Genomic DNA, 12,944 nt, shown 5'->3' with positions numbered 1-12,944 from the left:
CATGAGCAAACACCCTCAGCCACGCGGCATTACCTTGGTCGAGATGCTGGTCGTTCTGGCAGTGCTCGGCATCCTGATGGCGGTCGCCGCACCCTCGATTGCCGACATGATCGCCCGCCGCCGCGTGCAGATGGTGGCGGCCGAGCTGACCACCAACCTGGCTTATGCGCGGTCCGAGGCCGGTGCACGGCCCATGCCCATGTTGATCTCGTTCGGCTCCGGCAGTACGGGCAGTTGCTACACATTGTTCATCAAGGGCAATCGCGGTGGCAATTGCAATTGCGCGCTGGGCGTGGGCAACGCCTGCTCGGCCCGCGGCAGCAACAACGTCGAATTCAAGACGGTCGTCATTCCGAACTCCACGGGGACCTCGATCAGTGCCAACGTGGTGGCAGCTCAATTCAATTCGCCACAGATGACGGTCACGCCGGCCGATGTGTCGATCACCGTGACCAACCATCGCGTCGGCGCGCTGCGACTGGATCTGGGCCTGATGGGCCGGGTCGCCAGTTGCAGCCCCGATGGTTCGATTCCGGGAGTCATTCGATGCCCAAGCTGACGCCGACAATGGCCCGGCAGCGTCAGCGCGGCCTGGGCCTGGTGGAGACCATGGTGGGCATCACCGTGGGGCTGATCGTCGTGGCCGGCGCCACGCTGATGGTGACCAACCAGATCACCGACCACAAGCGACTGGTGCTGGAAACACAGGTGCAGCAGGACTTGCGGGCCACGGCCGACCTGGTCCTGCGCGAAGTCCGGCGGGCCGGGTATTGGGCAACGGCCACCGACAGCGTCTGGGCGCCCGGCTCCGCTGCGCCGACGACCACCAACCCCTATGCGTCCATGACGCCGGCCTCGGCCGCATCGAGCAATGTGCTGACCATCAGTGCCAGCAAGGCCGAACGGCCGGCTCAGGAAGACAACATCACCACCGCCGATGAGACCCACCGCTTCCGTCTCGTCAACGGCACGCTGTATTACCAGTTGTCTACCGACACCTCGGACCAGCCGCTGACCGATCCGAACAGCGTGCGCATCACCGAGTTCACGGTCAAGCTGAATGTTCAGACCGTGCCGCTGAGCGACTTCTGCACGACGCCCTGCTCGGCGGGCAATGCCAACTGCCCGCCGGTCCAGTTGGTCCGCCATGTCCTGGTCACCATCAGTGGCCAGGCCGTGCACGACCAGGCCGTGACGCGCAGTGTGGAGGTCGGCTCCAGGCTGCGCAATGACAGCATCGTCGGGAACTGCTCATGAAGACGCCGCAAGCCCCCTTCATGCGTCGCCAGTCCGGTGCGGCCACTCTGGCCGTGGTGATGATGCTGTTCCTCATCGTCGCCATGCTGGCCGCGTTCGCGAGCCGCAACATGGTCTATGAGCAACGCATCGCCGGCAACTACTACCGGGCGGGCGTGGCATTCGAGGCTTCGGAGGCCGGTGCCGAATGGACGCTGGCCATGCTCAACGCCGACAGCGTCGGCAGCAATTGCGCCAATGCCGCATCCGGCACGGACTTCCGAAGCCGCTACCTAAGCATCAACCAGAGCACCCGCGCGATCAGCAATGTGCTGCCGCAACAACCGGTGGCGGCTTGCGCCTACAGCGGTGTCAACAGCTGGGCCTGCCAATGCCCGGCAGACGGTACGCTGAGCATGCCGACCCAGGCCACCAACAGCGGGCTGCAGCCGATGTTCAGCGTCATGTTCGGACCTGGCAGTCGCCCCGGAACGGCCCATGTCCAGGTGACCGGATGTACAGGCGTCACCGATTCCTGCGCCAATCTCTACACCGCCGCCGCCAATGCGCTGGGCCGCTCCGACATGAGCATGGACGTGGCCTTGGTCAGCGCCTTGAAGATGCCGCCGGTGAGCCCGCTGGTGGCACGCGGCCAGGTCTTCGCTGGCTCGCCCGCCGCACTGGGCCTGATCAACGCCGCCGCCGGCGGTTCGGGCCAGCTGGTTCAGACCGGCTACCCGCTGCTGGCCGGCGACCTGGCCCAGGCCGAGGGCGTGCCCGGCAGTCTGGCTGCAGACAGCATGATCACGGACGACGCCACGCTGCGCGGAACGGCCGCCGAAGTCTTCTTTGCGTCCTTCTTCGGGATGAACAGCGACCACTATCGCGATCAGCCCAAGATGCGGACCGTTGCCGTGGCCAATTGCGCGTCGGGCGACTGCGCGGGCCAGCTGTCCACCATGATCACGGCAGGTGCACAGATGTTCTGGCTGGACCGTCCGGCGACGCTGGCCACCAATCTGTCGCTGGGATCCGCCAGCAACCCGGTCATCATCGTGGTCAACGGCGACCTGACCATCACCGGTCCGCTGCGGGTCTACGGTCTTCTCTACGTCCGGGGCAACCTGAGCTGGAGCAACGACAGCGGTCTGCCGGCCTTTGTCAGTGGCAGTGTTGCCGTCGAAGGCAACGTGACCATCAGCGGCTCTGCCAACATGGCGTACGACGCCAATGCCATGCAGATCCTCAACAACCAGCGCGGCAGCCTCGTCCGTGTGGCCGGCAGCTGGTGGGATCGGTGATCATGAACACGCCGCAACCCCGCATTTCCTACCGCCGGTCAGCGCTTGGCGTAACCCTGATCGAGGCCATGGTCGCCCTGCTGATCATGTCCTTCGGCATGCTGGCGCTCGTCGGCCTGCAGGGCAATCTGCGCCGCAGCGGCGACGTGGCCAAGCAACGCGGTGAGGCGACCAAGCTGGCCCAGAGCCACATGGAATCCGTGCGCGCCATTGGAGCACTCCTGGCCGCCAGCGCACCGCCCAGCACAGTCGCCTTCAGTTCGCTGAGTACGGCGTCCAGCGCCAGCATAGGGGCGGCCAGCAGCAACACCAGCTACGCGCTGATGCGCAGCGTCACCCGGGTGGACACGCCTCCCATGGCCATCGTGGATGTAGCCTTGAACTGGACCGACCGCGCCAGCGAAAGCCAGCAGGTCCGCCTGTCCACCTTTGTGGCCGGCGTCGACCCAGCACTCAGCGGTTCTCTGCAGCTGCCGCCGCCCGGAGGCGTGTCCAGTCGACGGCCGCAGTCCCGCAGCGTCGACATTCCCAGCACAGCGAAGGACCTCGGCGAAGGCCACAGCGTCTTCAAGCCGGATCCTTTCGGCACGGTGGCCTGGGTCTTCAGCAATCTGAGCGGCGAGATCACCGGCGTCTGCACGGGCATTGCAATGGCGACGCAGACGCGTGACCTGACCGTTGCCGATGTTTCGGCCTGTGGCAGCGCCAAGGCCTATCTGCTCAGTGGCTACGTCCGCTATTCGATGGACTCGCCGCCAAACCCGGACCTGCCCAACAGCTCCTTCATGTCGTTTGGCCTGACGCTGACCGTCGACGCACCGGCTGACTATCCGCTCACGCCCAGCTACCAATGTTTCGCCCGACAGGCTGATGCTGTGACGGGTGGCTACTACTGCGCGGTCTATCCCAAGGCCACGGGTCTCTGGAGCGGCCGACTGGATCTGAGCGGCTTCTCGCTGGGCGCGTACAAGGTCTGCCGGTACTCAGCCGACTACGACGGCAATGGCAGCATCTCCAACGCCGAGCATCCTGCGAGCTACGCCGACGTCAAGGGCGCGTTGACCCAGCAGAACTTCCTGCTCATCCGGGCCACCAACAGCTGCCCGGCCGGCCACGGCGTGGACACCAGCGTCGGCCACTTCACCAACACCCGGACCGAGCAGCACCAGCCGTGAGCTGAGCTGGGCGAGCGGCGGCTAGACTGCCGGCATGCCCGAGGCCAGCCCCACCTTTCCCGACGCCGCCAGCGCCATGCGCCGTGCGCTGCAGATGGCCGAATCGGCCATCGGCCTGAGTGATCCGAACCCGCGCGTCGGCTGCGTCATCGTCGACACGCAAGGCCAGCTGCTCGGCGAAGGCCATACCCAGGCCGCCGGCCAGGCCCATGCCGAGGTGATGGCGTTGCGCGATGCCGCAGCGCGTGGCCGTCAAGTCGCCGGTGCCACGGCCTATGTGACCCTGGAACCCTGTTCGCACCACGGCCGCACGCCGCCCTGCTGCGATGCGCTGATCAAAGCCGGAATCGGCCGCGTGGTGGCGGCCTGCGTGGACCCGAATCCGCAAGTCGGCGGCCAGGGCCTGGCCCGGCTGCGGGCCGCCGGCCTCCAGGCCGAGCTGGGGCCGCTGGGCGACGAATCGCGGGAGCTCAACATCGGCTTCTTCTCGCGGATGATCCGCGGCCGGCCCTATGTGCGGCTCAAGGCCGCCGCCTCGCTGGACGGCCGCACCGCCCTGCCCGACGGCCAGAGCCAGTGGATCACGGCCGAGCCGGCCCGCCGCGACGGCCATGCCTGGCGCAAGCGCGCCGGCGCGGTGCTGACGGGCATCGGCACCCTGCTGGACGACGATCCGCGGCTCGACGTGCGCCTGGTCGAGACCGCCAGGCAACCGCTGCGGGTGGTGATCGATTCGCGGCTGCAGACGCCGCCTGGTGCTCGCTTGCTGGCGCCGCCCGGCGAGGTTCTGATCTACGCCGCCCAGGCCGATGAAGCCGCCGCGGCAGCCCTGCGCGACCAGGGTGCGCAGATCGCCCTGCTACCCAACGCGCAAGGCAAGGTCGACCTGGCCGCGGTGCTGCAGGACCTGGCGTCCCGCGGCATCAATGAATTGCACGTCGAGGCCGGCCACAAGCTCAACGGCTCCTTCTTCCGCGAAGGCCTGGTCGACGAGCTTCTGCTCTACCTCGCACCCAAGCTGATAGGCCTGGGCCGTGAGGTCGCCAGCTTCGGGCCGCTGGCCAGCCTGAGCCAGGCCATCGAGCTGGATTGGCTGGACCAGATGCCGGTCGGCCGCGACCTGCGGCTGCGTGGCCGGCCCCAGGGCCGTCTAGAGGCCTGGCTCCCCCGGGGGTGAGCGCCGCGCCGCCTACAATCGCGGCCATGCCCATCTCCCCTGTTCCCGAGCTGGTCGCCGAGCTGGCGGCCGGCCGCATGGTCATCCTGGTCGACGAAGAAGATCGCGAGAACGAGGGTGACCTCGTGCTGGCGGCCGACCATGTGACGCCCGAGGCGATCAACTTCATGGCCAGGTTCGGCCGCGGCCTGATCTGCCTGACCCTGACCCGCGAACGCTGCGAACGCCTGCAGCTGCCGCCCATGGCCAGCCGCAACGGCACCAAGCACGGCACGGCCTTCACGGTCTCCATCGAGGCCCGTACCGGCGTCACCACCGGCATCTCGGCCGCCGACCGCGCCCGCACGGTGCAGGCTGCCGTCGCCCGCGGTGCCGAGGCCAACGATCTGGTCCAGCCCGGCCACATCTTCCCGCTGCAGGCCCAGGACGGCGGCGTGCTGATGCGCGCAGGCCATACCGAAGCCGGCTGCGACCTGGCCCAGATGGCCGGCCTGAGCCCCGCCTCGGTGATCTGCGAAATCATGAAGGACGACGGCACCATGGCCCGCCTGCCGGACCTGGAAGTCTTCGCCGCCGAGCATGGCCTCAAGATCGGCACCATCGCCGACCTGATCGAATACCGGAGCCGCAATGAGTCCCTGGTCAAGCAGGTGGCCGAGCGCAAGCTCAACACCGCCCAGGGCGAGTTCGATTGCCGCGTGTTCCGCGACCGCACCGGCGCCATCCACCTGGCGCTGAGCCACGGCCAGTGGAAGCCTGAAGACGAAGTGCTGGTGCGGGTGCACGAGCCGCTGTCGGTGCTGGACCTGCTGGACGCCGGCCCCTGCAGCCATTCCTGGCCCCTGCCCCAGGCGCTTGCCGCCCTCAAGCGCGAGCCCCATGGTGCGGCTCTTCTGCTGAACTGCGGCGAAGAAGCCGAAGCCCTGCTAGGCCGTCTGCAAGGCGAACGCAGCAGCGGCCCGGCCGGCACCATGGACCTGCGTACCTACGGCGTCGGCGCCCAGATCCTGCGCGAGCTGGGCATCCACAAGATGCGCCTGCTCGGCAGCCCGCGCCGCATGCCCAGCATGGCCGGCTACGGCCTGGAAGTCACCGGCTTTGTCGCCGCCGCCAAGGAGTAAGCCCAGATGCAAGACGCCGACAAGGGCTCGACCCTGCAACTCGACGGCAGCCTGCTGCGAGTGGGCATAGTCCAGGCGCGCTTCAATGCCGCGCTGACCGACAAGCTGGCCGAGCAATGCAAGGCCGAACTGCTGAGCATGGGCGTGACCGAGCGCCATCTGCGCCACGTCACCGTGCCGGGCGCCCTGGAGGTGCCCATCGCGCTGCAGGCCATGGCCGACAGCGGCGACTACGACGCCCTGGTGGCCCTGGGCTGCATCATCCGCGGCGAGACCTACCACTTCGAGCTGGTGGCCAACGAGAGCGGCGCCGGCGTGACGCGCATCTCGCTGGACCACCAGATCCCGATCGCCAACGCGATCCTGACCGTCGAGAACGAAGCCCAGGCCTGGGCCCGGGCCGAGGAAAAAGGCCGTGATGCCGCCCGCGTGGCGGTCGAGATGGCCCTTCTTTTGAAAGAACTGCAGTGAGCACCCCCAGCAACGAGAAACCGCTGCCCAAGCCCGGCAAGCCCAAGACCCTGGTGAAGAAGCCAGGCGCCAAGTCGGCCCGCCGCCGCGCCCGCGAGGCCGCGCTGCAGGGCCTGTACCAATGGCTGCTGACCGGTGACGAAGCCGGCGTGATCGACGCCCACACCCGCGAGCAGCAGGACTTCGACAAGGCCGACCGCGCCCACTACGACGCCATCCTGCATGGCTGCATCCACGAGGCCGCCGACCTGGACGCCGTGCTGGCCCGCCATGTGGACCGCGAGACCACCGAGCTGTCGCCCATCGAGCATGCCGTGCTGATGATCGGCGCCTACGAGCTCAAGCACTGCATCGACATCCCCTACAAGGTCGCGATCAACGAAGCGGTCGAGCTGGCCAAGAGCTTCGGCGGCACCGACGGCCACAAGTACGTCAACGGCGTGCTGGACCGCGCGGCCGTGGACCTGCGCCCCACCGAAGTGACGGCAGCGCGCGCCGGCAAATGAGATTGGCTGATCGGCTCGACCACATCGAGCCCTTCTACGTGATGGAGTGCGCCAAGGCAGCGGACGAGATCTCGCGTGGCCCGCTGTGTGATGCGGCCCGGGGCGGCCGGCGCATGATCTACCTGAACATTGGCGAGCCGGACTTCAGCGCACCGACGCTGGTCCAGCAAGCCGCGCAGGTCTGCATTGAAAGCGGCCGCACTCAATACACCCAGGCCACCGGCCTGCCGACCCTGCGCCGCAAGCTGAGCGACTGGTATGGCCAGCGCTTCGGCCTCGCCATCGCGCCCGAGCGCATCGTCATCACCGCCGGCGCCTCGGCGGCTTTGCAGCTGGCCTGCCTGGCCCTGTTCCAGCGCGGTGACCAGGTGCTGATGCCGGACCCCAGCTATCCCTGCAACCGCCATTTCGTCGCCGCGGCCGATGCCGAGGCCGTGCTGTTGCAGGCCGATGCCGCCAGCCGCTTCCAGCTGACGGCAGCCCAGGTCGAACAAGCCTGGACCGAGCGCACGCGCGGCATCGTCCTGGCCTCGCCCAGCAACCCCACCGGCACCTCGATAGACCCGGCCGAGATGCGCGCCCTGGTCGAGGCGGTGCGCTCGCGCGGTGGCATCAGCATCGTGGACGAGATCTACCTGGGCCTGTCCTACGACCCGCGCTACGGCCAGAGCGCCCTGGCCTGCGGCGAGGACATTGTCTCGGTCAACAGCTTCAGCAAGTACTTCGGCATGACCGGCTGGCGCCTGGGCTGGCTGGTGCTGCCCAGCGAGCTGGTGGCGCCGGTCGAGAAGCTGGCGCAGAACCTTTTCATCTGCGCCTCCACCGTGGCCCAGCACGCAGCCCTAGCCTGCTTCGAGTCCGAATCCATCGCCGAGTACGAGCGTCGCCGCGCCGCCTTCAAGGCCCGCCGCGACCTGGTCGTGCCGCTGCTCAACGAGCTGGACCTCAAGGTGCCGGTCGAGCCCGACGGCGCCTTCTACTGCTGGATCGACTGCTCGGCCCACAGCCCCGACAGCTGGGACTTCGCCCACCGCCTGATGCGCGAGGCCCAGGTCGCCCTGACGCCGGGCCGCGACTTCGGCCGTGCCGACCCCGAGCGCTGGCTGCGCCTCTCGTTCGCCAGCAGCGAGGCCGACCTGCGGGAAGCGCTGGCACGGCTGAAGGCATTGCTCAAGTCATGAGCCACACCTTGTTTCAGCAGGGCCTGCGGGTGTACTGGGAAGATACCGACGCCGGTGGCATCGTGTTCTACGCCAACTACCTCAAGTTCTTCGAGCGGGCCCGCACCGAATGGCTGCGTTCGCTCGGCTTCGAGCAGCAGAAGCTGCGCGACGAGACCGGCCTGATGTTCGTCGTCAGCGAGACCTCGGTGCGCTACCTGGCACCGGCCAAGCTGGACGACTGGCTGACCGTCACGGTCGAGTTGCGCGAGGCCGGCCGCGCCAGCATGACTCTCTTCCAGCAGGCCCGCCGCGGCGAGGATCTGCTGGCCGAAGGCCAGATCCGCATAGGCTGCGTGGACTCCGCCAGCCTGCGGCCCAGCCGCATTCCCTCCTCTCTCCTCCAGGCCCTGTCCCCCCAGCAGCCATGAACCAAGACCTGTCCATCGTCTCCCTGATCCTGCATGCCAGCCTGATGGTCAAGCTGGTGATCGCCGCCCTGCTGGCCGTGTCGCTGGCCAGCTGGAGCGTGATCTTCAGCAAGTTCTTCGCGCTGTCCAAGGTCAAGGCCAGCAACGAGGCCTTCGAGCAGGAGTTCTGGTCGGGCAAGAACCTGAACGAGCTGTTCTCCACCGTCTCGGCCAAGCAGAACGGCGCGCCGCTGGAGCGCATCTTCGTGGCCGGCATGCGCGAATTCCTGAAGCTGCGCGAGCGCCGCGTCGCCGAGCCCAGTGCCCTGCTGGACGGCGCCCGCCGCGCCATGCGGGCCAGCTTCCAGCGCGAGCTGGATGCGATGGAAACCCACTTGTCCTTCCTCGCCTCGGTCGGCTCGGTCTCGCCCTATGTGGGCCTGTTCGGCACCATCTGGGGGATCATGCATGCCTTCGTCGGCCTGTCCAACCTCACGCAGGTGACCCTGGCCACGGTGGCGCCCGGCATCGCCGAAGCGCTGGTGGCCACGGCCATCGGCCTGTTCGCCGCCATCCCGGCGGTGCTGGCCTACAACCGCTTCGCCCGCCAGATCGACCGCAGCGCGATCACGCTGGAGACCTTCATCGAGGAGTTCTCCAACATCCTGCAGCGCAATGCCGGCCAGCCGGCCGCCGGGAAGTAAGCCATGCCTGCGATGAGCTCGCGAGGCGGCGGACGGCGCCGCACGATCAACGAGATCAACATGGTGCCTTTCATCGACGTGATGCTGGTGCTCTTGATCATCTTCATGGTCAGCGCCCCGCTGATCACCACCGGCGTGGTGGACCTGCCCAGCGTGGGCCGCAGCAGCCAGCAGCCGGTGCATGTGGTGCACGTGATCGTGGGCGCGGATGAGAAGCTCAAGATCCGCGTCGACAGCGGCGAGCCCGAGCCGGTGGGCCTGAGCGCGCTGGCCGACCGGGTCAAGCAGGCCCAGCAGGGCGATGCCAAGACACCGGTGGTGATCTCGGCCGACAAGGCCGTGCGCTACGAGGCCGTGGTCAAGACCATGGACAAGCTGCAGTCGGCCGGCGTGCAGCGCGTGGGCCTGGCGGTCAAGCAGGGCTCCTCGGGCGAGCACTGAGCCATGCAGAACAGCCTGCTTCCGATGCCGGGCCTATCCCTGCGGCCACCGCAGGCGGTGGGCATGGGGCGCGGCTTCGGCTTTGCATTGGCAGCCCATGTCTTGCTGGTGGTCGCGCTCAGCCTCAGCGTGCAGTGGCATTCGAGCACGCCCGAAGCCTTCGAGGCCGAGCTGTGGTCGGCCGTGCCTCAGGCCGCTGCGCCGGCCCTGACCCAGCCCGAGCCCGAACCGCCCAAGCCGGTGGTCGAAGACAAGCCCGAGCCGCCCAAGCCCAACGTGCAGGAGCTGCAAGCCCAGCGCGAAGCCGAGATCGCCATCGCCAAGGCCAAGAAGCGCGAGGAGCTGGAAGCCAAGCGCCTGGCCGAGATCCGCGAGCGCGAGAAGAAGGAAAAGCTCGAGAAGGAACGCGAGGCCAAGGAAGCCAGGGAAGCCAAGGAAAAGCAGGCCAAGCTGGATAAGGCCAAGCTCGAGAAGCAGGAAAAGGACAAGAAGGACAAGGCCGCCAAGGAAGCGGAAGCGCGCCAGGAGGCCGCCCGCAAGGACATGCTCAAGCGCCTGCAGGGCCTGGCCGGCGCCACCGGCGCGGCCGATGCCACCGGCACGGCCCAGCAGAGCAGCGGCCCCTCGGCCGGCTACGCGGGCCGCATCAAGGCGCGCATCCGGCCCAATATCGTCTTCGACGTGGGCGCCACCAACCCGGTCGCCGAGATCGAGGTGCGCGTGGCACCGGACGGCCACATCATTTCCAAGAAGCTGCTCAAGCCCAGCGGCGACGCGGACTGGGACCGCGCCGTCGAACGCGCCATCGACAAGACCGAGACCCTGCCGCGCGACATCGATGGCCGCGTGCCGCCGGTCATCGTCTTGAGTCTCCGCCCGCGCGAATAGCGCGGCCTTTCAGCGCCCTGCCCCGCGAGTCAACCAGCGGCGGCGCCACCAGGCGTCCACCGACAGCTGGCCCGGCCCCCAGATCGCCACGGCGACCAGCAATGCGCCCCACAGCTGATGGCCTGCGAGGGCGGCCGGAGGAATGTCCTCCAGGCTCAGCACCGCCATCAGGTTGACCATGCTGAGGCCCAGGGCCGCGAAGCGTCCGCCCAGTCCCAGCACCAAGAGCACCGGCAGCACCAGCTCACCCGCCGTGCCCATATAGGCCGCCAACTCCGGCGGCAGCAGGGGCACGTGGTATTCGTCCTGGAACAGGGCCAGGGTGCTGGACCAGTCGCGCAGCTTGCTCAGGCCCGATTGGAAGAACACCTGGGCCACGAACAGCCGCGCGCCCAGCAGGGCCAGCGACTGCAGCCAGCCCAGCGGACGCTGGTACCAGGCCTCGCCGGTCGGCGCCTGGCCCGGATCGCTCAACAGGCACAGCAAGGACATCAAGAGCTTCTTCATTTGTGGCTTTCTATGGCTTGCAGCCAGGGCTCGCGCAGGGCGCGCTGCAGCCAGGCCGCGAAATCGAATACGGGGTGTTGGGCCAGCGTGGCTTCCAGTGCCGGGCCGAGCGCCCGGCCGGAGAGCAGTTGGCGGAAAAACTCGGCCTGGTCGGCGGCCAGCACTTCATGGACCGCACGCCAGCCGCTGCGCCAGACCAGCACATCGCCGCCGAGCAGGCTCAGCCCCGGCATCAGCTTCAGCATCAGCTCGGCCGGATCGTGACCGCCGTCCAGCCTCTGCAGCGAGGCCAGATCGAGTTCTGCATCGGCCGCACGCTCGGCTTCATGAAAGGCCCACAGCAGGCGCGCCTGCTCGGGCAGACGTTCCGGCATGCCGGCCTGCTCGGCCATGAAGGCGGCCAGCTCCGCGCCCCAGCGCGCCAGGTCGCCCTGTACTGGAGGATGGCGACGCCACAGCGCCCAGGCCATGGCGGCGAATTGCTCGTCGCCGAGTTCGTCCTTCAGCGGCTGGTAGACCGCTGCCAGCGCCCGCTCGGCCGTGGCCTGGGCATTGAGCCGGTAGGCCTTGAGCCCCCGCGCCACGCCGGCCTGGCCTGCGGTCAAGCCATCAGGGCTGCTGCTGCCCAGCAGCGCGGCCAGCAGGGCCTGCTGTCGTTCCAATTCTGCGCTGCTCATCGCCTCATCCTCGACGCTGCCATGGCGGCTTCGTCCAGCAGCACCTCGAGCGCCGGGACTTCGGTGTCCCACTCGACCAGCGTGGGCACCGGGCCGCAATGCGCGAGCGCGCTCTCGTACAAGCGCCAGACCGCGGGCGCCACCCGGCTGCCGTGGTCGTCGATGACGATGTCACCCAGGTCGACATGGCCGGCCAGGTGGATCTCGGCCACGCGGCCGGGCTCGACCGCCTTCAGCCAGTCCTCGCACTGAAGCAGCGCCGCCTCGCCTTCGAGGCCGCCGTTCAGCGCGTTGACCATCAGATTGTTCACATCGAGCAGTAGCGAACAGCCGCTGCGGCGGCACAGCTCCATCAGGAACTGCGGTTCGGCCCGATCGCCCGGCTCGCTCCGCCAGGCCAGGTAGGCGCTGAGGTTCTCGACGGCGATGGGCCGCTTCAGGCGCTCCTGCACCTGCTGCACATTGGCCACCATCAAGGCCAGGCTGGCCTCGCTGAAGGCCACGGGCAGCAGGTCGTTGGCATGGATAGGCTGGCCACCCGGCCGGCTGGCGCGGGCGAAGCTGGCATGGTCGGAGACCAGGACCGGATCGATGCGCTCGACCAGTTGCGCCAGCTTGTCCAGATGCCAGGCATCCAGCCCGGCGGCCGAACCCAGCGACAGGCCCACGCCATGCAGGCTGACCGGGTAATGCTCACGCGCCCCGGCCAGCACCTGCAGCGTGGCGCCGCCCTCGGCAAAGAAGTTCTCCGAGTGGACCTCGATGAAGTCCAGCCCGGGACGGCGGCGCATCAATTCCTCGTAATGAGGCTGGCGCCAGCCAATGCCGACGGCGTCGGTTCGCATGGCGGTGGCCCGGCTTGCTGCTTACTTCTTGCCGCCCTTCATCTTGGCCTTGGCCTCGTCGGCGGACAGGCCGCCCTTGGCCTTGCAGCTGCCCTTGTCCACATAGATCCACTCCTCGGCCTGGCCGTCGGTTTTGGCCAGGCCGGCGCAGGAATGGCTGCCGCTGAGGTTGGAGCAGTCATTGGCGCCGGCCTTGGCGATGCCGTAGCACTTCTCCTTGGTCTTGGTGTCCTTGGCGTCGTGGGCCGAGGCGCCCTGGGCCAGGCCCAGGCTGAGGGCGGCCGCCAGGGCCGAGGACAGGATCTGCTTGGTCTGCATGCTTTGC

At 68.1% G+C, this 12,944-nt stretch carries 17 protein-coding genes; 13 read left to right on the top strand and 4 right to left on the bottom strand.

What is annotated here, in order from left to right:
• Position 1: 1 nt before the first annotated feature.
• From QT382_RS03400 to tolA, 13 genes are read left to right on the top strand one after another with little or no spacing between them, the layout of a single operon-like run.
• Positions 2 to 559 (top strand): pilus assembly FimT family protein, encoded by a 558-nt coding sequence (locus QT382_RS03400; protein WP_289252637.1) that lies wholly within the window; start codon positions 2 to 4, stop codon positions 557 to 559.
• Positions 547 to 1,257, top strand: a complete 711-nt coding sequence (locus QT382_RS03395; protein ID WP_289252636.1) for a PilW family protein — start codon at positions 547 to 549, stop codon at positions 1,255 to 1,257. The genes QT382_RS03400 and QT382_RS03395 overlap by 13 nt, the downstream gene beginning before the upstream one ends.
• Positions 1,254 to 2,537: a pilus assembly PilX family protein gene (locus tag QT382_RS03390; protein ID WP_289252635.1), complete on the top strand. Its 1,284-nt coding sequence runs from the start codon at positions 1,254 to 1,256 to the stop codon at positions 2,535 to 2,537. Before QT382_RS03395 ends, QT382_RS03390 begins: the two co-directional genes overlap by 4 nt.
• Positions 2,538 to 2,539: 2 nt before the next feature.
• Complete coding sequence (locus QT382_RS03385; protein WP_289252634.1) at positions 2,540 to 3,712, top strand: type IV pilus modification PilV family protein; 1,173 nt, start codon at positions 2,540 to 2,542, stop codon at positions 3,710 to 3,712.
• A 34-nt stretch (positions 3,713 to 3,746) separates the two neighbouring features.
• Positions 3,747 to 4,889 (top strand): bifunctional diaminohydroxyphosphoribosylaminopyrimidine deaminase/5-amino-6-(5-phosphoribosylamino)uracil reductase RibD, encoded by a 1,143-nt coding sequence (gene ribD, locus QT382_RS03380; RefSeq protein WP_289252633.1) that lies wholly within the window; start codon positions 3,747 to 3,749, stop codon positions 4,887 to 4,889.
• A gap of 26 nt (positions 4,890 to 4,915) precedes the next feature.
• On the top strand, positions 4,916 to 6,010 hold the full coding sequence (ribBA, locus tag QT382_RS03375; RefSeq protein WP_289252632.1) for a bifunctional 3,4-dihydroxy-2-butanone-4-phosphate synthase/GTP cyclohydrolase II: 1,095 nt from the start codon (positions 4,916 to 4,918) through the stop codon (positions 6,008 to 6,010).
• A 6-nt stretch (positions 6,011 to 6,016) separates the two neighbouring features.
• Complete coding sequence (gene ribH, locus QT382_RS03370; protein ID WP_289252631.1) at positions 6,017 to 6,481, top strand: 6,7-dimethyl-8-ribityllumazine synthase; 465 nt, start codon at positions 6,017 to 6,019, stop codon at positions 6,479 to 6,481.
• Entirely contained in the window at positions 6,478 to 6,987 is a 510-nt protein-coding gene (gene nusB, locus QT382_RS03365; RefSeq protein ID WP_502929807.1) for a transcription antitermination factor NusB, read from the top strand. The genes ribH and nusB overlap by 4 nt, the downstream gene beginning before the upstream one ends.
• Positions 6,984 to 8,168: a pyridoxal phosphate-dependent aminotransferase gene (locus QT382_RS03360; RefSeq protein ID WP_289252630.1), complete on the top strand. Its 1,185-nt coding sequence runs from the start codon at positions 6,984 to 6,986 to the stop codon at positions 8,166 to 8,168. The genes nusB and QT382_RS03360 overlap by 4 nt, the downstream gene beginning before the upstream one ends.
• Positions 8,165 to 8,578, top strand: a complete 414-nt coding sequence (gene ybgC / locus QT382_RS03355; protein WP_289252629.1) for a tol-pal system-associated acyl-CoA thioesterase — start codon at positions 8,165 to 8,167, stop codon at positions 8,576 to 8,578. The genes QT382_RS03360 and ybgC overlap by 4 nt, the downstream gene beginning before the upstream one ends.
• Complete coding sequence (gene tolQ, locus QT382_RS03350) at positions 8,575 to 9,261, top strand: protein TolQ (RefSeq protein WP_289252628.1); 687 nt, start codon at positions 8,575 to 8,577, stop codon at positions 9,259 to 9,261. The genes ybgC and tolQ overlap by 4 nt, the downstream gene beginning before the upstream one ends.
• A 3-nt stretch (positions 9,262 to 9,264) precedes the next feature.
• Positions 9,265 to 9,702 carry an ExbD/TolR family protein gene (locus QT382_RS03345; protein WP_289252627.1) on the top strand — a complete coding sequence of 146 codons (438 nt, stop codon included), beginning with the start codon at positions 9,265 to 9,267 and terminating at the stop codon, positions 9,700 to 9,702.
• A 3-nt stretch (positions 9,703 to 9,705) separates the two neighbouring features.
• Positions 9,706 to 10,590 carry a cell envelope integrity protein TolA gene (gene tolA / locus QT382_RS03340; RefSeq protein WP_289252626.1) on the top strand — a complete coding sequence of 295 codons (885 nt, stop codon included), beginning with the start codon at positions 9,706 to 9,708 and terminating at the stop codon, positions 10,588 to 10,590.
• A 9-nt stretch (positions 10,591 to 10,599) separates the two neighbouring features.
• On the opposite strand, the gene QT382_RS03335 is transcribed toward tolA, so the two are convergent.
• From QT382_RS03335 to QT382_RS03320, 4 genes are read right to left on the bottom strand one after another with little or no spacing between them, the layout of a single operon-like run.
• Positions 10,600 to 11,097, bottom strand: a complete 498-nt coding sequence (locus QT382_RS03335) for a DoxX family protein (RefSeq protein WP_289252625.1) — start codon at positions 11,095 to 11,097, stop codon at positions 10,600 to 10,602.
• A complete protein-coding gene (locus QT382_RS03330; protein ID WP_289252624.1) occupies positions 11,094 to 11,774 on the bottom strand; it encodes an HvfC/BufC N-terminal domain-containing protein in 681 nt (226 codons plus the stop codon). Before QT382_RS03330 ends, QT382_RS03335 begins: the two co-directional genes overlap by 4 nt.
• On the bottom strand, positions 11,771 to 12,619 hold the full coding sequence (locus QT382_RS03325) for an MbnB/TglH/ChrH family RiPP precursor modification enzyme (RefSeq protein ID WP_289252623.1): 849 nt from the start codon (positions 12,617 to 12,619) through the stop codon (positions 11,771 to 11,773). Before QT382_RS03325 ends, QT382_RS03330 begins: the two co-directional genes overlap by 4 nt.
• Before the next feature lie 21 nt (positions 12,620 to 12,640).
• Complete coding sequence (locus QT382_RS03320; RefSeq protein ID WP_289252622.1) at positions 12,641 to 12,937, bottom strand: BufA1 family periplasmic bufferin-type metallophore; 297 nt, start codon at positions 12,935 to 12,937, stop codon at positions 12,641 to 12,643.
• Positions 12,938 to 12,944: the final 7 nt, after the last annotated feature.

The organism is Pelomonas sp. SE-A7 (assembly GCF_030345705.1).
In the GTDB taxonomy this organism is placed as follows: domain Bacteria; phylum Pseudomonadota; class Gammaproteobacteria; order Burkholderiales; family Burkholderiaceae_C; genus JAUASW01.
Note: the sequence above shows the minus strand (reverse complement) of the source record. Positions and strands in the feature narration are given on the sequence as shown.

Bases quoted from the DNA above. Each gene is read 5' to 3' on its own strand.
- ribD (WP_289252633.1), top strand. From the start codon at position 3,747: ATGCCCGAGGCCAGCCCCACCTTTCCCGACGCCGCCAGCGCCATGCGC.
- ribH (WP_289252631.1), top strand. From the start codon at position 6,017: ATGCAAGACGCCGACAAGGGCTCGACCCTGCAACTCGACGGCAGCCTG.
- QT382_RS03385 (WP_289252634.1), top strand. From the start codon at position 2,540: ATGAACACGCCGCAACCCCGCATTTCCTACCGCCGGTCAGCGCTTGGC.
- tolA (WP_289252626.1), top strand. From the start codon at position 9,706: ATGCAGAACAGCCTGCTTCCGATGCCGGGCCTATCCCTGCGGCCACCG.
- QT382_RS03360 (WP_289252630.1), top strand. From the start codon at position 6,984: ATGAGATTGGCTGATCGGCTCGACCACATCGAGCCCTTCTACGTGATG.
- QT382_RS03325 (WP_289252623.1), bottom strand. From the start codon at position 12,619: ATGCGAACCGACGCCGTCGGCATTGGCTGGCGCCAGCCTCATTACGAG.
- QT382_RS03395 (WP_289252636.1), top strand. From the start codon at position 547: ATGCCCAAGCTGACGCCGACAATGGCCCGGCAGCGTCAGCGCGGCCTG.
- ybgC (WP_289252629.1), top strand. From the start codon at position 8,165: ATGAGCCACACCTTGTTTCAGCAGGGCCTGCGGGTGTACTGGGAAGAT.
- QT382_RS03320 (WP_289252622.1), bottom strand. From the start codon at position 12,937: ATGCAGACCAAGCAGATCCTGTCCTCGGCCCTGGCGGCCGCCCTCAGC.
- QT382_RS03345 (WP_289252627.1), top strand. From the start codon at position 9,265: ATGCCTGCGATGAGCTCGCGAGGCGGCGGACGGCGCCGCACGATCAAC.
- QT382_RS03330 (WP_289252624.1), bottom strand. From the start codon at position 11,774: ATGAGCAGCGCAGAATTGGAACGACAGCAGGCCCTGCTGGCCGCGCTG.
- QT382_RS03335 (WP_289252625.1), bottom strand. From the start codon at position 11,097: ATGAAGAAGCTCTTGATGTCCTTGCTGTGCCTGTTGAGCGATCCGGGC.
- tolQ (WP_289252628.1), top strand. From the start codon at position 8,575: ATGAACCAAGACCTGTCCATCGTCTCCCTGATCCTGCATGCCAGCCTG.
- QT382_RS03400 (WP_289252637.1), top strand. From the start codon at position 2: ATGAGCAAACACCCTCAGCCACGCGGCATTACCTTGGTCGAGATGCTG.
- ribBA (WP_289252632.1), top strand. From the start codon at position 4,916: ATGCCCATCTCCCCTGTTCCCGAGCTGGTCGCCGAGCTGGCGGCCGGC.
- QT382_RS03390 (WP_289252635.1), top strand. From the start codon at position 1,254: ATGAAGACGCCGCAAGCCCCCTTCATGCGTCGCCAGTCCGGTGCGGCC.